The sequence below is a fragment of the Arsukibacterium ikkense genome (assembly GCF_000987775.1).
GTDB lineage: Bacteria > Pseudomonadota > Gammaproteobacteria > Enterobacterales > Alteromonadaceae > Alishewanella > Alishewanella ikkense.
In genome coordinates this window covers 35,878-52,157 of sequence record NZ_LAHO01000007.1, presented here as the reverse complement: position 1 = coordinate 52,157, position 16,280 = coordinate 35,878, and the positions used below count along the sequence as shown (strand labels likewise).

18 protein-coding genes are annotated in these 16,280 nt (G+C 46.9%); 13 read left to right on the top strand and 5 right to left on the bottom strand.

Going from position 1 to position 16,280, the window contains the following annotated elements; genetic code table 11:
• Positions 1–8: 8 nt before the first annotated feature.
• From WG68_RS08535 to WG68_RS08525, 3 genes are read left to right on the top strand one after another with little or no spacing between them, the layout of a single operon-like run.
• A complete protein-coding gene (locus tag WG68_RS08535) occupies positions 9–1,028 on the top strand; it encodes a hypothetical protein (RefSeq protein WP_052749021.1) in 1,020 nt (339 codons plus the stop codon).
• Between the two features lie 10 nt (positions 1,029–1,038).
• Complete coding sequence (locus WG68_RS08530) at positions 1,039–1,833, top strand: DUF3800 domain-containing protein (RefSeq protein WP_046557271.1); 795 nt, start codon at positions 1,039–1,041, stop codon at positions 1,831–1,833.
• Between the two features lie 37 nt (positions 1,834–1,870).
• Complete coding sequence (locus tag WG68_RS08525; RefSeq protein ID WP_046557270.1) at positions 1,871–2,647, top strand: NYN domain-containing protein; 777 nt, start codon at positions 1,871–1,873, stop codon at positions 2,645–2,647.
• A gap of 83 nt (positions 2,648–2,730) precedes the next feature.
• Here WG68_RS08525 and WG68_RS08520 read toward each other — a convergent pair whose 3' ends face one another.
• The 3 genes from WG68_RS08520 to WG68_RS08510 all read right to left on the bottom strand — a co-directional run bounded on the left by WG68_RS08520 (position 2,731) and on the right by WG68_RS08510 (position 4,508).
• A complete protein-coding gene (locus tag WG68_RS08520) occupies positions 2,731–3,027 on the bottom strand; it encodes a hypothetical protein (protein ID WP_046557269.1) in 297 nt (98 codons plus the stop codon).
• Positions 3,028–3,729: 702 nt separating this feature from the next.
• Positions 3,730–3,981 (bottom strand): hypothetical protein, encoded by a 252-nt coding sequence (locus WG68_RS08515; protein ID WP_046557268.1) that lies wholly within the window; start codon positions 3,979–3,981, stop codon positions 3,730–3,732.
• Positions 3,978–4,508, bottom strand: a complete 531-nt coding sequence (locus WG68_RS08510; protein WP_052749020.1) for a hypothetical protein — start codon at positions 4,506–4,508, stop codon at positions 3,978–3,980. The genes WG68_RS08515 and WG68_RS08510 overlap by 4 nt, the downstream gene beginning before the upstream one ends.
• Before the next feature lie 248 nt (positions 4,509–4,756).
• Between WG68_RS08510 and WG68_RS08505 the strand changes: the two genes are divergently transcribed.
• The 6 genes from WG68_RS08505 (at position 4,757) to WG68_RS19650 (ending at position 12,277) form a co-directional block, all read left to right on the top strand.
• The gene (locus tag WG68_RS08505; protein WP_046557267.1) at positions 4,757–6,343 is read left to right on the top strand and encodes a class I SAM-dependent DNA methyltransferase; all 1,587 of its coding nucleotides are present in this window, start codon (positions 4,757–4,759) and stop codon (positions 6,341–6,343) included.
• A complete protein-coding gene (locus WG68_RS08500) occupies positions 6,333–7,655 on the top strand; it encodes a restriction endonuclease subunit S (RefSeq protein ID WP_046557266.1) in 1,323 nt (440 codons plus the stop codon). The genes WG68_RS08505 and WG68_RS08500 overlap by 11 nt, the downstream gene beginning before the upstream one ends.
• Before the next feature lies 1 nt (position 7,656).
• Positions 7,657–8,136: a hypothetical protein gene (locus WG68_RS08495; RefSeq protein WP_046557265.1), complete on the top strand. Its 480-nt coding sequence runs from the start codon at positions 7,657–7,659 to the stop codon at positions 8,134–8,136.
• A gap of 96 nt (positions 8,137–8,232) precedes the next feature.
• A complete protein-coding gene (locus WG68_RS08490; protein ID WP_046557264.1) occupies positions 8,233–11,376 on the top strand; it encodes a type I restriction endonuclease subunit R in 3,144 nt (1,047 codons plus the stop codon).
• A complete protein-coding gene (locus WG68_RS08485; protein ID WP_046557263.1) occupies positions 11,373–12,086 on the top strand; it encodes a zeta toxin family protein in 714 nt (237 codons plus the stop codon). Before WG68_RS08490 ends, WG68_RS08485 begins: the two co-directional genes overlap by 4 nt.
• A gap of 20 nt (positions 12,087–12,106) precedes the next feature.
• Positions 12,107–12,277 carry a hypothetical protein gene (locus tag WG68_RS19650; protein ID WP_161796360.1) on the top strand — a complete coding sequence of 57 codons (171 nt, stop codon included), beginning with the start codon at positions 12,107–12,109 and terminating at the stop codon, positions 12,275–12,277.
• A gap of 186 nt (positions 12,278–12,463) precedes the next feature.
• On the opposite strand, the gene WG68_RS08480 is transcribed toward WG68_RS19650, so the two are convergent.
• Positions 12,464–13,159 carry a 2OG-Fe(II) oxygenase gene (locus tag WG68_RS08480; protein WP_046557262.1) on the bottom strand — a complete coding sequence of 232 codons (696 nt, stop codon included), beginning with the start codon at positions 13,157–13,159 and terminating at the stop codon, positions 12,464–12,466.
• Between the two features lie 254 nt (positions 13,160–13,413).
• Here WG68_RS08480 and WG68_RS08475 point away from each other — a divergent pair, with 254 nt between their 5' ends.
• The 4 genes from WG68_RS08475 to WG68_RS08460 all read left to right on the top strand — a co-directional run bounded on the left by WG68_RS08475 (position 13,414) and on the right by WG68_RS08460 (position 15,352).
• Positions 13,414–13,602 carry a hypothetical protein gene (locus WG68_RS08475; protein ID WP_046557261.1) on the top strand — a complete coding sequence of 63 codons (189 nt, stop codon included), beginning with the start codon at positions 13,414–13,416 and terminating at the stop codon, positions 13,600–13,602.
• 83 nt (positions 13,603–13,685) lie between these two features.
• A complete protein-coding gene (locus WG68_RS08470) occupies positions 13,686–14,408 on the top strand; it encodes a hypothetical protein (protein ID WP_046557260.1) in 723 nt (240 codons plus the stop codon).
• A gap of 217 nt (positions 14,409–14,625) precedes the next feature.
• Positions 14,626–14,823: a CsbD family protein gene (locus WG68_RS08465; protein WP_046557259.1), complete on the top strand. Its 198-nt coding sequence runs from the start codon at positions 14,626–14,628 to the stop codon at positions 14,821–14,823.
• Positions 14,824–14,962: 139 nt separating this feature from the next.
• Positions 14,963–15,352 carry a cytochrome b562 gene (locus WG68_RS08460; RefSeq protein WP_046557258.1) on the top strand — a complete coding sequence of 130 codons (390 nt, stop codon included), beginning with the start codon at positions 14,963–14,965 and terminating at the stop codon, positions 15,350–15,352.
• A 63-nt stretch (positions 15,353–15,415) separates the two neighbouring features.
• Here WG68_RS08460 and WG68_RS08455 read toward each other — a convergent pair whose 3' ends face one another.
• Positions 15,416–16,120 carry a YebC/PmpR family DNA-binding transcriptional regulator gene (locus tag WG68_RS08455; RefSeq protein ID WP_235357701.1) on the bottom strand — a complete coding sequence of 235 codons (705 nt, stop codon included), beginning with the start codon at positions 16,118–16,120 and terminating at the stop codon, positions 15,416–15,418.
• Positions 16,121–16,280 lie beyond the last annotated feature (160 nt).

The following is a 16,280-nucleotide window of genomic DNA, read 5'->3' as shown; positions in this document are numbered from 1 at the left end:
TTAGCATTATGAATATAAAACATTCAGATATGACTAACAGAAAAACACTTAAAAAGTTCTTTTCATCTAGGCAAAATGAACAGGCGAAAAGGTTTGGGTATCAGTCAGATACTCCTGGGTATGTAATTCCTGTCAATATGTCGGCTGATGGATTACTCAGTAATTTTAGGGTTGCAGTTGTTCAGACGCTAATGCCTTATGTAAAGGACTTCTCGGAAACGCATCCTACAGAGTGGTCTCCAGAATATCGGGCAAAGCACAGGGCTCATTTAGCCGCTACATGTAGACTTATATCGCAGAAACTCAGGGCAGGGCAAGTAGCAAATCGGACATCAAATGAAAATAGGAACAATAAGATTGATTTGATTGTTTTCCCTGAATTATCCGTGCACCCAGAGGATGTTGATATTTTAGAGAGACTCTCCGACACTACTAATGCCACAATTTTTGCAGGGTTAACTTTTGTAAAGCATCCTCATTCTGGTGAGGTAATTAATAAAGCCGTTTGGATAATTAGACAACGTATAGGTAGAACACGACGACTACAACGTATATACCAGGGAAAGAAATTCCCGATGCTCTTAGAAGAAAAGCTTGGAGTTGTTGGTCACCGGCCTTATCAACTGATTATTGAGTTTACTGACAAGGCAAGAAAGAAGGCTTGTCTAACAGGCTCAATCTGCTTTGATGCTACAGATTTAAGGCTTGTCGCGGATTTTAGAGAGATTACAGACGGTTACGTTATAGCTGCTTTAAACAAAGATATAAGCACTTTTGATAACATGGCAGCAGCGTTGCAGTTTCACATGTATCAGCATGTGATTATTGCTAATACTGGTGAATATGGTGGTTCAACTGCTCAGGCTCCATATCATGAACCATTCCATCGAAATATTGCGCATGTTCATGGAAATCATCAGGCGGCGGTAAGTCTATTTGAACTGGATTTACTCGCATTTAAAACCGGTAAAAAAGCTAAGTTGTTAAGAGATATTAAATCACCACCAGCAGGGTATAGAGGTCGATAAGGGATTTACTATGCAGCAACAAGGAAAGTTGATTTGGCATATAGCCTGTGATGAGTCAGGGACAGGTGGGCAAAGATATTATGGATTTGGAAGTTTGTGGATGCGATGGCAGCGTCGAGGAGATTTTGCTGAGGACATCAGACGACTGCGCGAACGACATAACTACCACTATGAAATCAAATGGCAAAAGGCCCATGACAAAATTTATCATGAGTTTTATCTTGATCTAATTAAATATTTTTTTGAGACATCATGGTTAGCTTTTCACTGCATTCTCATTCGAAAAGAGACTGTTAGAAAAGAACTGCATGGCGGTGATTATGATTTAGCCCGTAGAAAACATTTCACCAAATTTATTTCGAGAAAGGTACATAGCTGTATTAAGTCTCACCCGAACAGAGAGTGTGAGTTTCGAGTTACGGTTGATCCAATTGCATCACGGTACAAAAAGGCTGATGAGGCTGTACACGTGATAGCTAATAATCAGCTTGCTAGAGAAATTCAGGATTCAGCACCAATTCAAAACGTTCTGACCAGAGATTCTAAAGAGTCTCAACAGATTCAGCTTTGTGACTTGTTATTGGGTGCTGTTATGGAAGCGTGGCAGAATAACAGCTCAAATGAACGTAAAAAAAAGATAGTCAATTACGTTGCTGAACATTTGGGTTGGACTGATTTGCAAGCCGATACATACCCTTTCGAGAGAAAATTCAATATTTGGTACTTCTACGACAAATCATTGGGGCCACGTGAAGCAGAAGTACGCCCAATTAAACTTAAGTACCCTTTACCAACAACGAAGTAATCTGTTGAAGAGTTAGAGTGTCCACAGGGAGTTAGAATTGAAGGACTTACATTCAGAGAAAAAAATTGCCGTACTGATTGATGCTGAGAATGCGCAGTACTCTGTGTTAGCGGCTGTGCTATCTGAGCTCGCCAAGCATGGTCATATCATAGTTAAAAAGGCTTACGGCGACTGGAGTAGCGCGCATCTAAAGAACTGGAAAGAAACTCTCAACGAATTAGCGATAAATCCAGTTCAGCAGTTTTCTTACACCCAGGGCAAAAACTCTTCTGATGCGGCAATGATTATTGATGCGATGGATTTGCTGTACTCAAATAAGTTTGACGCATTTGCGTTGGTATCCAGTGACAGCGATTTCACGAAGCTTGCTTCCCGGCTTAAAGAGTCACAAATATACGTTTTTGGCGTAGGGGAGAATAAAACACCGTTGGCATTTCGTAACGCTTGTGATGATTTTATTCATACCGAAGTGCTTAGAGCGCCTGAGGTGGATGAAGTAACTTCAACGACACCCGCCAAGCCACAAAGTAAGGCCGGTGACGGTAAACGATCAAAACGTGATCTTTGCTGTGATACGCGATTAATCAACATTCTGAGAAATTCAGTTCGTGATATCGCTGACGAAGATGGTTGGGCTCATATGGGCGCTTGCGGTGCCTTGATTAAACGGCAGTATCCAGACTTTGACTCACGCACGTATGGCTTTCCTAGCTTTACCAAGTTATATGAAGCTACCGAGTTATTTGAAATTGAAAAGCGTAAATCAGGTAGCACTAGGTTATCTGATGTATATGTAAAAGATAAACGGGCTTAGGTGTAAGTTTGGATTGTGGGTAACGAAAAGTGTTACCCAGTTCAAGTGAATAGTGTTTGCTGATAATATTTTAAAACTAAATATTATTCAGAACGTTCTACACATTTAAATAACAGGCTAGCTTCTGGCCAGCCACCTAAAGGACGCGACTGCTTAGATTCCATGTTTACTGTTTCTACGATTTTGCCTAGCTTTGCGCAAAACACAGATGCCTCTTGATATGCATTTTTCTGCAACGTGTTCGAATTAGTAAACCCGGTATCACCTGTATACATAATTCTGTAAGAGTCTTTGCCATCCGGAATCACACCTGAACTTGACGTGCAAGCGGATAAAAATAAGCAGATCAGCACTGCTAAAGTGAGCTTATGTTGATTCATGTACTTCCCATATATAACTTTTTTGAAAAAACGTATTTTCGGTGTGTGCACAGATTTAACCGTGGTGTTGTTCATCACATTACGCTGCATAAGGGAAATTTACAACAATTTATAGGTACAGGATCTTGCAGGTAATTCAGCTAATTTTGGCATTTCTATGTGAAAGAACATAAATAACTCGAACTTACCCTGTTACCCAGATGGGTAACTAAAAAATTACCCATGGTTGCATCAGAAAATCCCCTCTGATATTCTCAGCTTGCTTTCGAACCATAAAGCAAAAAGTGTTATGGGTAGCAAAACGGGTATATAGGCGTTTTTTAAGAAAACGACATTTAGATTCAGTGAGTTACGATTCGATCGGGAGACCTCTCTCTCCGCCATATTAAAACAAAAACCCCGAGCCAAAAGCTCGGGGTTTTTGTTTTAACGCGGTGAGCGAGGTCTTGACGAGAACCCTACGGTTCGACAAATTCGCCGGGAGCGAATTTGGACGCACTTCAGTGCGGCCCGCAGGGCCAGCGCCATGGATGGTGCTGGCACAAATTCGCCGGGAGCGAGTTGGAACGCACTTTAGTGCGGCCCCGAAGGGGTGGAGGGCAGGAAGCCCGGAATAATCCCTCGGTCTCGCCAAAAGCGTGGGCCTTTTTCATTTAAGCGTCGAGACTGAGGAATTGGTTCGAACCCTACGGTTCGACCAACTTACTTATCCTTTTTCCCGCTATTATCAACCACAATCTTAACCCGCTCATGTGGCTGGTATTCTTCCGGTTCATCAGGAAAGGCTTCAGCATCGGTATTGGTCATACTCTCCAGGCTACCGGACAATATACCGAATTCATCTTCTAGCTCGGGTAGATTTTCCAATTCTTTAACCCGTTTAGCTATCCGCTTGTCCAGCCAGCTATCAAACTCAGGAGTACCGGGTTCTGGTCTGTCAGAACGATGTTTCATAGTAGATCCTTCACGCAATAGTCACTTTTACCACCTACATAAGTGAAGCCCATTGCTTCATAATGTGAACGCACTTTGCTATTTATCGGATGCATTATCCTGATTTGGTCTGCACCTATCATGTCAGCATAGGTTTCAGCTACCAAAACAGTCAATTTTACCGTTTGTCCGCTTAGAGGCGTTTTCTCCGGAGAAGATTCAATCATATCCAGTCGCAATTTTCCTGCGCCCCAGGTTGGTCGGCCCAATGATGCGCTACAAAGAATACTATGAAACCAGATTGCCAGCTCAAATCGCTTAGGGTAAATAGCCGCATAGCGATTGGCCCACTGCGCCCAGGACCACATAACCCGACGATCGGGATGATCTTCCCAACGTGATAACTGCGACATTGCTCTGCCAGTTATATCATCAAGCTTAACTGACTCCTGGAAATTTAACGGCATTTTGAGTAATGATTTTGAACGGCTTTGCTCCCTTAATTGGGCATAGGTACTATCTGTTAACTGGTGGCTTGGCTGCTTCATATTGCATCCTTGTAATTTAAAGTTAAAAAATAGTAACTTTTGGTGGGTGATTGAGCAAGCAAAATGTATTGTTTGTGCGAAATGGCTTTCCCTGCTTATTGAAATTGGAGGTTGCTGTTTTGCTTAATATTTATTGCCGCTAGTCTGCCGTTTCTAAATGCGTTAAATTACCTGCATATCACTGGCAACCTTGCCGAGCTAATACAACTGCGCGTGCGCGATGCACGACATAAGGACATACCCCATCCATGCTACAAGACATCAAGAAAACCCTGTGGGCTACCGCCGATAAACTGCGTGCTAACGTTGATGCCGCCGAGTACAAACACATAGTGCTGGGGCTGATTTTTGTTAAGTTTATCTCCGATGCTTTTGCCGGCCGCCGAGCTGAATTACTTAAGCGCTTAAAAGACGCCAGCGACGAGCTGTATTTTGCCGATGCCAGCGAAGACGACTTAGCGGCCGAGCTGGAAGACCGTGACTACTTTAAAATGGTTAACGTGTTCTGGGTGCCGGAAGGTGCGCGCTGGGAGGCGCTGCGGGCTAATGCCAAGCAGGCCGACATTGGCAAGCGTATAGACGATGCCTTAGCGGCGATAGAGCTGGAAAACCCTACCTTAAAAGGCATTTTAGATAAACGCTATGCACGGGCACCGCTACCCGATGGCAAGCTGGGTGAGCTGGTGGATGTTATTTCTACCATTGGTTTTGGTGAAGACCAAAGCAAAGCACGCGATATTTTAGGCCAGGTGTACGAGTACTTTTTAGGCCAGTTTGCCAGTGCCGAGGGCAAGAAAGGCGGCCAGTTCTATACGCCGCAGTCTATCGTTAACACCTTAGTGGCCGTGCTGGATCCGCATCAGGGCAAGGTATATGACCCCTGCTGTGGCAGTGGCGGTATGTTTGTGCAATCGGAAAAGTTTATTGAAGCGCACGGCGGCAAGCTGGGTGACGTGTCGATTTACGGCCAGGAATCTAACCCGACTACCTGGCGCCTGGCAGCAATGAACCTGGCCATTCGCGGTATCGATTTTAACTTAGGCCGCGAGCCGGGCGACACCTTTACCAAAAACCAGCACAGCGATTTGCGTGCCGATTATATTTTGGCCAACCCGCCGTTTAATATCAGCGATTGGTGGCACGGCAGCTTGGAAGGCGACTCGCGCTGGGTATATGGTGCACCGCCACAAGGCAATGCCAACTATGCCTGGCTGCAACATATGTTGTACCACCTAAAACCAACCGGCCGCGCCGGCATTGTATTAGCCAATGGCTCGATGAGTTCCAGCCAGAACAGCGAGGGCGATATACGCCGCGCCATGGTCGATGCCGATGTAGTCGAGGTAATGGTGGCGCTACCGGGCCAGCTGTTTTTTAACACCCAAATACCGGCCTGTTTGTGGTTTTTAACCAAGCAAAAGCAGCAGCGCCAAGGCGAAGTACTGTTTATCGACGCACGTAAACTAGGCAAGATGATCAGCCGCGTGCAAAGTGAGCTGGATCAAGCCGCCATCGATCGCATTGCCAATACCGCTAAAGCTTGGCGAGGTGAGGATATGACAGGAGTTGAAGGCTTCGCTCTTGAAAATGGAGAGTGGGGCTATACTGACATCCCCGGCTTTTGCCGCAGCGTGCCACTTTCTGAAATTGCCGAGCATGGCCATGTGCTTACGCCAGGCCGTTATGTTGGCGCGGAAGCAGTGGAAGATTGCGATGAAGCCTTTGCTGATAAGATGACTATGCTCACCGAGAAGCTTGGTGAGCAAATGGCCAAAGGGGCAGAGTTAGACCAGTTAATCCGCCAGAAGTTAGGAGGGCTGGGCTATGAGCTCTGAGTGGAAAACTTCGAGTCTGCTTGAACATTACGATGTTAGATCTGGTTTATCTAAACCAGCGAAAGATTTTGGTAGCGGTCATCCATTTTTGAGTTTTAAAGATGTTTTTTACAATTTTTTTGTTCCCCAAGAACTCGGTGATTTAGTTAATTCAACCGATAAAGAGCGTGAGGCGTGCTCAGTAATGCGTGGAGATGTGTTCTTAACAAGAACCAGTGAAACGATGCACGAGTTAGGTATGAGCAGTGTTGCGTTGCAAGATTACCCCAATGCGACTTTTAACGGATTTTGTAAACGTCTAAGGCCAAAGGCGGAAAGTGGCTTGGTGCCTGAATTCGTGGGATATTATTTGCGAAGCCCTCAGTTCAGGCAGGTGATGCTGTCGTTTTCAACAATGTCCACAAGAGCAAGTTTGAACAACGAGATGATCGGTAGATTAACTATCACTTATCCACCGATGGACGAGCAACGCAGAATTAGCAGTGTTCTAAAGTCATTGGACGACCGCATAGCCCTACTACGCGAAACCAACACCACCTTAGAAGCCATCGCCCAGGCGCTGTTTAAATCCTGGTTTGTCGATTTTGACCCGGTGCATGCCAATGCTGGTAACCAAGCCCCCAGCCTGCCAGCCGAGATCCAAGCACTATTCCCCTCCCGCCTGGTGGAATCGCCGCAGGGGTTAATACCGGAGGGGTGGGAGGTTTGCACTATTGCAGATGTGACTGAAACTTTAGGTGGCGCGACGCCTAACACGAAAAATGACGAGTTTTGGAATCCACCAGAGGTATCTTGGACATCACCAAAAGATTTGTCTGGGTTAAACTCACCGGTCTTCCTGGAAACCGAGCGTAAGATTTCCAAACTAGGGTTATCGAAAATCAGTTCTGGCCTTCTTCCGATTGGCACTTTATTGATGTCATCAAGAGCGCCTATTGGTTATTTAGCGATGGCACAGGTTCCTCTTGCGATTAACCAAGGTTATATCGCTATGCCTCCTGGGGGGAAATTACCGCCTCTATTTATGCTTTACTGGTGTCGTCATAATATGGAAATTATTGAAAACAGGGCGAATGGTTCAACCTTTATGGAGATCAGTAAAAAGGCATTTAGGCCGATTGAGATTATTTTACCGCCTAGCACTGTTGTAGATGCTTTCATGGCAACTGCTGAAACACTTTTTGACCGACTGGTTGAAAATGAAAAGCAAATTAGGTCACTGTCTGATCTGCGCGACACTTTACTTCCCCGCCTAATTTCTGGTCAGTTGCGCTTGCCAGAGGCGGAAGCGGCTTTGGCGGAGGTTCTATAACTTGGTTAAGCTTCACTCACGTGCAAACGAGGCGCTTAAAAGAGTCAACGATACCGGTTATAAAACCCATATCAATAAATTATGGAGTGAAAAAGAGTATGCATTTGCGCTGCTGGTTCTTTGGTGCCAAATAGAAACGCGCCTGAAGTTAATTCGATACTTTGATAAAGTTAAAGATGGTTGGCCTGACAAACTCACCTTTATCCGAAAAGACTGGGCACCATTAAAAAGACTCGTCAACGAACGCGAAAACTATTACTTAAGTACCTTTGTTGGTCAACGGTCTATGTGGAAATTGCGTGATTTAATTGCGCATGCTGCAATTTCAATCGATCTGCATGAAGCAACTTTATTGCGTAAGTCTGGAGAATGGGTCTTGAGCCAGTTGGACAGTATTAAGCCAGAACGAGCTGCTTTGTTGGAAAAGAAACGGCGTAGTGACGCACAGATTAATCGAAGTAAAACTAAAACTGCTATTTGATATAGAGGCAGAAGAAGCTGCTAAAGACTTGATTTTACAGCTACAACAAGGTATCAAACATAGGTTACAGCAAGTAAGCTGATTTAGGGACGACGGATGACAGAAGACCAGTTAGAACAGGAAGTACTGGGTTGGTTAGCTGAAATAGGCTACACGCCAGTTAATGGCTATGACATTGCCCCTGATGGCCCTGCGGCCGAGCGTGCCGATTACCTGCAGCCTTTGCTGCTTGAACGCTTAAAAGCCGCTATTGCCCGTATAAACCCCAGCATCCCCCTGGTTGCGCAGAACGATGCGCTGGCGCAGCTAAAAGAGCTGGGCATACCGGCGCTGTTATCCGCCAACCGGCGTTTTCATAACCTGCTGCTGGGCGGTGTGCCGGTGCAGTACCAAAAAGACGGCGAAACCCGCGGCGATTTTGTAAAGCTGATTGATTGGGAAAACAGCCCCGGCAGCAATGAGTTTTTGGCGGTTAACCAATACACCTTAAAAGGCCCCAAGCACAGCCGCCGGCCCGACATTATTTTGTTTATTAACGGCTTGCCGCTGGTGCTGATAGAGCTGAAAAACCCGGCTGATGTTAACGCCGACATCTGGAAAGCCTTTGATCAAATTCAAACTTACAAAGAGCAAATACCCGATGTATTTCAGTACAACGAAATACTGCTGATAAGCGATGGCTCTGAGGCACGCATGGGTTCGCTTTCGGCCAATGCCGAGCGCTTTATGCAGTGGCGTACCATTGATGGCGTAAACCTGGACCCGCTGGGCCAGTTTAACGAGCTGGAAACCATGCTACGCGGTGTGTTTACGCCAGAGTACTTGCTGGATTACCTGCGCTTTTTTGTGCTGTTTGAAGATGACGGCACCTTAGTTAAAAAGATTGCCGGTTACCATCAGTTCCATGCGGTGCGTGCCGCTATAACGCAAGTTGTCACCGCCTCGCGTCAGGATGTGCAGCTGAGTAAAAAAGGTAAGGGCGGGGTGGTGTGGCACACTCAGGGCAGTGGTAAAAGCATTACTATGACTTGCTTTGCCGCGCGGGTAATGCGCGAAGCGGCGATGGAAAACCCCACCATAGTGGTGATCACCGATCGCAACGATTTAGACGGCCAGCTATTTGGTGTGTTCTCGCTGGCGCAAGATTTACTGCGCGAGCAACCGGTGCAGGTTGATACCCGGCAAGACTTACGCGAAAAACTCAGTAACCGGCCTTCGGGCGGTATTGTGTTTGCCACTATTCAAAAGTTTGCCCCGGGGGCTGATGAAGATAAATTCCCGGTGCTGTCTACCCGGCATAACATCGTCGTGATTGCCGATGAAGCGCATCGCACCCAGTATGGCTTTGAAGCCAAGCTAAAAGAGCGAACCCTGCCCAGTATTGCCGCCGAACCAGGAGCGGCCTATCAGGTAAAACAGAATGTATTTCAGGTGGGCTATGCCCAGCATTTACGGGATGCGCTGCCAAATGCCACCTTTGTGGCTTTTACCGGCACGCCGGTATCAGGTGAAGACCGCGACACCCGTGCGGTATTTGGTGATTACATTCACATTTACGACATGCAGCAGGCGAAAGAAGATGGCGCGACTGTGGCCATTTATTATGAGTCACGCCTGGCCAAGCTCAGCCTGAGGCAAGATCAGCTACCGCAAATTGATGATGAAGTGGACGAGCTGTCGGAAGACGAAGAAGAAGGCCAGCAAGATAAGCTGAAAAGCAAATGGGCGGCACTGGAGCGCATTGTTGGCGCCGAGCCGCGCATTAAGCAGGTAGCGCAGGATTTAGTGCAGCACTTTGACGAGCGCAATACGGCACAGCAAGGCAAAGCCATGGTAGTGGCCATGAGCCGTGAGATCTGTGTGCACTTGTATAACGAGATTATTGCGCTGCGCCCCGAGTGGCATAACGACGACCCTGAGCTTGGCGGTATTAAAGTGATTATGACAGGCTCTGCCAGCGATAAAGCCTTGCTGCGGCCACATATTTACCCCAAGCAAGTGAAGAAACGTTTAGAGAAGCGCTTTAAAGACCCGAAAGATCCGCTACAGCTGGTGATCGTGCGCGATATGTGGCTCACCGGTTTTGACGCGCCCTGCGTGCATACGCTGTATGTCGATAAGCCGATGAAAGGCCATAACCTGATGCAGGCCATCGCCCGGGTTAACCGGGTATTTAAAGACAAGCAGGGCGGCCTGGTGGTCGATTACATTGGTATCGCCAACGAGCTTAAGGCTGCCCTTAAAGAATACACCGCCAGCAATGGCCGCGGTAAACCTACCGTTGATGCCGCTGAAGCCTGGGCGGTACTGGAAGAAAAGCTCGATGTACTGCGCGCCATGTTGCATGGCTTTGATTACAGCGACTTTGCCATCAGCAGCCATAAGCTAATTGCTGGCGCCGCTAACCATGTGTTAGGTATTAAAGACGGCAAAAAACGCTTTGCCGATACCGCACTTGCTATGAGTAAAGCCTTTAGCCTGTGCTGTACGCTGGATGAAGCCAAAGCCGTGCGCGAAGAAGTTGCGTTCCTGCAAGCGGTGAAAGTACTGCTGACCAAGCGTGACATCAGTGCGAAAAAGCGCAGTGACGAAGAAAAAGAGCAGGCCATCCGGCAGATCATCGGCAATGCCATAGTGTCGGATCAGGTGGTCGATATTTTTGATGCGGTGGGCTTAGATAAACCTAATATCGGCTTGCTGGACGATGCGTTTTTAGAAGAAGTACGCAACCTGCCAGAGAAAAACCTGGCGGTAGAGCTATTAGAACGTTTGCTGGAAGGCGAAATAAAAAGCCGCTTTGCCAGCAATGTGATCCAGCAAAAAAAATTCTCTGAGCTATTAAGTAACGTAGTCAGCCGCTACCAGAACCGCAGCATTGAAGCGGCCCAGGTGATGGAAGAACTGGTGGAAATGGCCAAGAAATTCCGCGAAGCCGCCAATCGTGGTGATGACTTAGGCCTTAGCGAAGACGAGATAAAATTCTATGACGCGCTGGCCAATAACGAAGCGGCAGTGCTGCAGCTGGGTGATGAAACCCTAAAGAAAATAGCCCACGAGCTCACCGATAACCTGCGCAAGAATATCAGTATCGACTGGAGCAAGCGCGAAAGCGTGCGCGCCAGCCTGCGCCTGATGGTAAAGCGCATACTACGCAAATACAAATACCCGCCAGATATGGCCGACGACGCCGTGCAGCTGGTGCTGCAGCAAGCAGAGGCATTGGGGGAAGAGTGGGTATGAGTTACTCCGCTGAAGAACAGGCAATAGTCAAAACTGCTCTCGAATTTGCCAAAAGAAATAAGGAGCGTATTGCTAAGCAGTTAACCAATGTTGCGCTATATCCTCCGGTAGATAGGCCAACTGCTGTCTTTATGGCAGGTGCCCCCGGAGCTGGTAAAACAGAAGTATCAAAGGATCTGGTTAGTCAGTTTATGCATACACTTAGAATAGATGCTGATGATTATCGTGCCTTTTTCCCTGGGTATGATGGTAGCAACTCTCACTTGTTTCAGGGACCAGTTTCGCTAATTGTTGAACGTGTACTTGATAAGGTATTCAATCGAAAACAAAATTTTGTGTTGGATGGTACCTTCGCAAGCTTAAGGGTTGCACAAAAGAATATCGGTAGAGCACTTAAGCATGGTCATTCTGTAGAGTTGCTGTATGTATTTCAAAGTCCTGTTATCTCATGGGCTTTTGTTGGTGCACGAGAGGAGCAGGAAGGCCGGCGTATTTTAATAGATATTTTTATCGAACAGTTTCTAACCTCAAAAGACGTTGCGAATCAAATTAAAGCTGAGTTTGGTGATGCCGTTAATTTAAGGTTGTTAGTTAAAGATCTTGACATCGATAGAACTGAGTATATTAATGTATACAAGCGCATTGATGATCACATCCAATGGGAATATAATGCCGCCCAATTAAAAGCCGACTTGATTCGAGCTTGTTAAATCAGATTGAGGAGAGGTCTATGACTGCTACTAAGACAAACTCGGGAGCCAGCTACGGGTCTATCTCTGATTTTTTCCGTAATGCGAGCGAGAGCCAGAAAAAAGAAGTGTTTTTGTCTACTTTGGCTCGTGCAAATAAAGCACAGCGTGAAGTTATGGAAAAGTCATCCAAATACTCGGTTAAACGCTAAGCCTTAGGGGTATATTTGGGGGTGTGCTCACTTACCCTTTTTATAAAATGCTTTAATAATTAATGAATTAGTTTAATTATTCGAGCGACTCTCTCCGCCAATTAAATGAAAAAGGCCCACGCCAAAGCGTGGGCCTTTTTCATTTAACGCGGCAGAGATCGAGGATTTGACGAAAAACCCAAAACCTCACTCACTCCAATACCAACTGGTGACGTTATAGCGATACTGAGTGGTACTTTCTGTTGTCAGCGCTTTTACCCAGTGCTCTGCGCCTGGCGAGGCGGGGTTAAACAACACACAGCGGTTGTATTGCGGGGTAATCGTAATGGGCTTATCATTTTTACCCATAAAAACTAATTCACCGCCATTATTTTGCTGCCAGTCTTGATTGAGATACAGCAACATACATACTTCCCGGCCGGGTGAGTCATCGGCATGTTGATTAACAAAGTCACTGGCGCTTAAGCGAAAGTAATTGGTATTGATCTCCGGCTTTGCCACATTGATATCGGTTAAACCCACCTTAAAGAGGCGTGATAATAGCGCCAGAAATTCAGCGCCGCGTAAATACTGCAAAAACTGCAGGGCGATATTGGCGGCGGTATCGGGCGCACCGGGCGCCGGACGCTGCCAGAGATCCCGCTGCACAAAACGTTGCTTATCTGGCGTTTTTTGCCAGCTGGCATTGTCGACATATAACTTAGAGTAGCTGTGTTGCTGGGTTTGCCAGTGCTGGTCCTGCTGTAAAGCACTGAGCACCTGCTCAAGCAGACCCTGATTAAATAAATTGTCAATCACCACATGCTGCGGACAGCTGCGCCTTAACGTTTTACGATAGGCATGTATTGCCGCATCGGTTAGGTGCTGTTGATTTAACCACATGACAACGGCTCGCTTGTGAGAAGTGGTAAGGTTTTAAAATCATGATTATACAGTATTTGAGTGCTAGTAATGTACATGGTGTTGTGGCGCTGAAAAGCCCACCTCAGCTTGCTCTGCCATTTATATCAATAATTTTCTTACAATTCAGCTACTGCTCAGCTTGCCGGCCCTATGCTTGAGTCATATTCGCGGTTCAGGAAGTGTCAGCAAGACTTTTCTCACACCGCATTGGGTTTAACATGCAGGAGTCTGCTATGAGTGTTTCTAAACAACATGAAGTACCACACCAACAGTTTATCTTTCAACAGCAGCAAACCGTTGATTTAACCCAGCAAGAGCGCACGGCGTTAAGTTTAGTGTGGAACGACGATATCACGGATGAGCAAAAGCCTGCTCGGCCAGAGATGGACACCGCACACTGTGCTGTGTTGGGTTATAACTGAATTAACCAGATCTGCTACTTGCCTGGAGTTGGTTGGCTGATTAGAATCAGCGCCTTACTCTCTTGACGTTTTTGAGACCAGGCATGAATAAAAATTTTATTACCAATGGCTTAGCCGCTGTAATAGTGGCAACAGGCTGGTTCTGGCAGCAACCGCTGTTGTTAAGTGTTGGCTTATTTGCGCTGTCCGGTGCCTTAACCAACTGGCTGGCCGTGCATATGTTGTTTGAACGAGTGCCCTTGCTTTACGGCTCGGGCGTGATACCTGCGCGCTTTAATGAGTTTAAAGCCGGTATATATCAACTGGTGATGACGCAATTCTTCAGTAGCGATAATATCGACCGCTTTTTAACCGATAAACAGCAAAGCCAACCTGGCCAACAAGCAGGTCCGGCCTTTGATTTTGAACCGGTGATTGCTAACAGCGATTTATCACCGGCTTTTGATTCCCTGTTAAAAGTGGTAGAGCAATCTTCTTTTGGCGGCATGCTCAGTATGTTTGGTGGCAATGCCGCCTTACTGCCATTAAAAGAGCCTTTTATTGCCCGCTTAAAAGACGCCTTAACTGAAATATCCCGCAGTGACGACTTTAACCAGCTGGTGCTGGCGCAACTGGATCAGCCCGAGCAGTTGGAAAATATTCGCAGCCAGGTAGACACCATAGTGCAGCAGCGGCTGGCAGAATTAACCCCTGAACTGGTAAAAGACATTATTCAGCAGATGATCCGCCAGCATTTAGGCTGGTTGGTGGTATGGGGTGGTGTTTTTGGCGGTTTAATCGGTTTGCTGGCTGCGTTTATCCAGTAATCTGATACTTAAAAACTGAGCCTTATCTTAAACTTGCCCTGATTGATCTGAAATTGCAGTCTGACCACTATCGAAAAAACAGCCTGGTTGGCTATCTGCGACTACACTTAGCCTGCTAAGAGCTCAGTGCTGTGCTCCTGGCAGTCGGCAGCCGAGTTTTCGTAATGACGGCAACGCTGCCTTAGGTTTAGTTCTCTGTCGACGGAGGGTAATAACCATGGGCTATAAATACTACGAAGGCAACTGGAGTGATCAGCGTGCCATGGCAAAACTGCAATGGGACAGGCTCAGTTATGCTGAGCTGGAGCAAACCAGGGGCAACTTTGAAGAACTGGCAGATCTGATCCAGGAACGTTATGGTGTTGATCAGGAAGAAGCTATGGCGCAAGTTGAAGATTTTTTCAGCCGCTACTAAGTGCCCGATCCACCTGGTTGCAGGCGCCGGCTTATCGGCGCCTTATTTTTACAGCTTGTCATTGGCCTGGAGCGCCACTGCAGGCAGGCACCGTTCTGTGTTAAACTGTGCTCCTCAATTTTCCGCCCGGAGCGTCACCATGTTTAGCCGTAATTTTTTGTGTGTGTTGTTACTGCTGCCGCTGCTGGCGATAGCAAGCAATAATGTTAATCTTGAGACCACCATGAAAAGCATGGGGCTGGCCTTAAAACATGCCAGAGAGGCCGCCAGCACCGAAGTTGCCCTGCCTTATATCAGTGAGTTGCTTGAATTAACCGGGCAAGCCAAAACGGCACTTTTTCAGGACGATAAGGCCCAAACTTACATTGAGGGCCTGGACAAGGTGCTGCTCACCTTACAGCAAGCGCAAACAGCGGCAGAAGCAGGCGATCAGGCTAAACTTAGCCAGGCGCTGGCTGAGGTTGAACAATTGCGCCGCCATTATCATAAGCAGCGTAGGGTCAGTTTCTGGCAAGTATTGTTTGGCTGAACCGTACTGGCCAGAATGTAAAAAGCCATCTGTTTAGATGGCTTTTTAGTCGTTAGGGTTAACTTAACCGGCTAGACCGACGTAAACGTTTTGTACATCATCATCAGCATCTATGGCATCCAGAAAGGCTTCCACCTCTGAGCGTTGCTCGTCGTTTAAACTGACCGGGTTATTGGCCCGATAAACCAGCTTAGCGGTCAGCACCTTATAGCCAAACTCAGGTAGTGCCTTGGCGACTATATCTAAATCGGTCGCTTCGGTTAAAAACACCACTTCGTTATCTTCACCGCTTTCAAAATCCTGCGCGCCAGCTTCAATGGCCGCCAGTTCCATATCAGCATCATTGCTGCTGGCTTCAGCTTCAATCTGGCCTAGGTGCTTAAAGTCCCAGGACACGGCACCCGAGGTAGCCAGCTGGCCTTTGCGGAATAACTGGCGGATACTCTGCGCGCTACGGTTTTTATTATCGGTTAAACACTCAACAATCACCGGTACCTGATGCGGCGCAAAGCCTTCATATACCACGGTTTCATAATTCGCCGGGCCATCCAGCAAGCCTGCACCTTTTTTAATCGCCCGCTCCAGCGTGTCTTTTGGCATTGAGGCTTTTTTGGCCGTATCAATAGCCGAACGCAACTTGGCGTTCATATCCGGATCCGCACCGTTACGGGCAGCGACGGCAATTTCTTTTGCCAGTTTGGTAAATATCCGGCCTTTGGCGTTAGCGGCATCTTGTTTATGTTTGGCTTTCCATTGTGCGCCCATCATCGCGCTCCTGTAATAAAAGGTATAAAAACGAACAGGGCGCTAGTCTAGCCAATTGCAGGCTTTTATAGCAAGCTTATGCGCTAATCTGGCACTGAATTTCCAGTCACGATTAATTATTGCAGTACACCGAACTGAAATGGTGCAAACTACGTTTAACGAC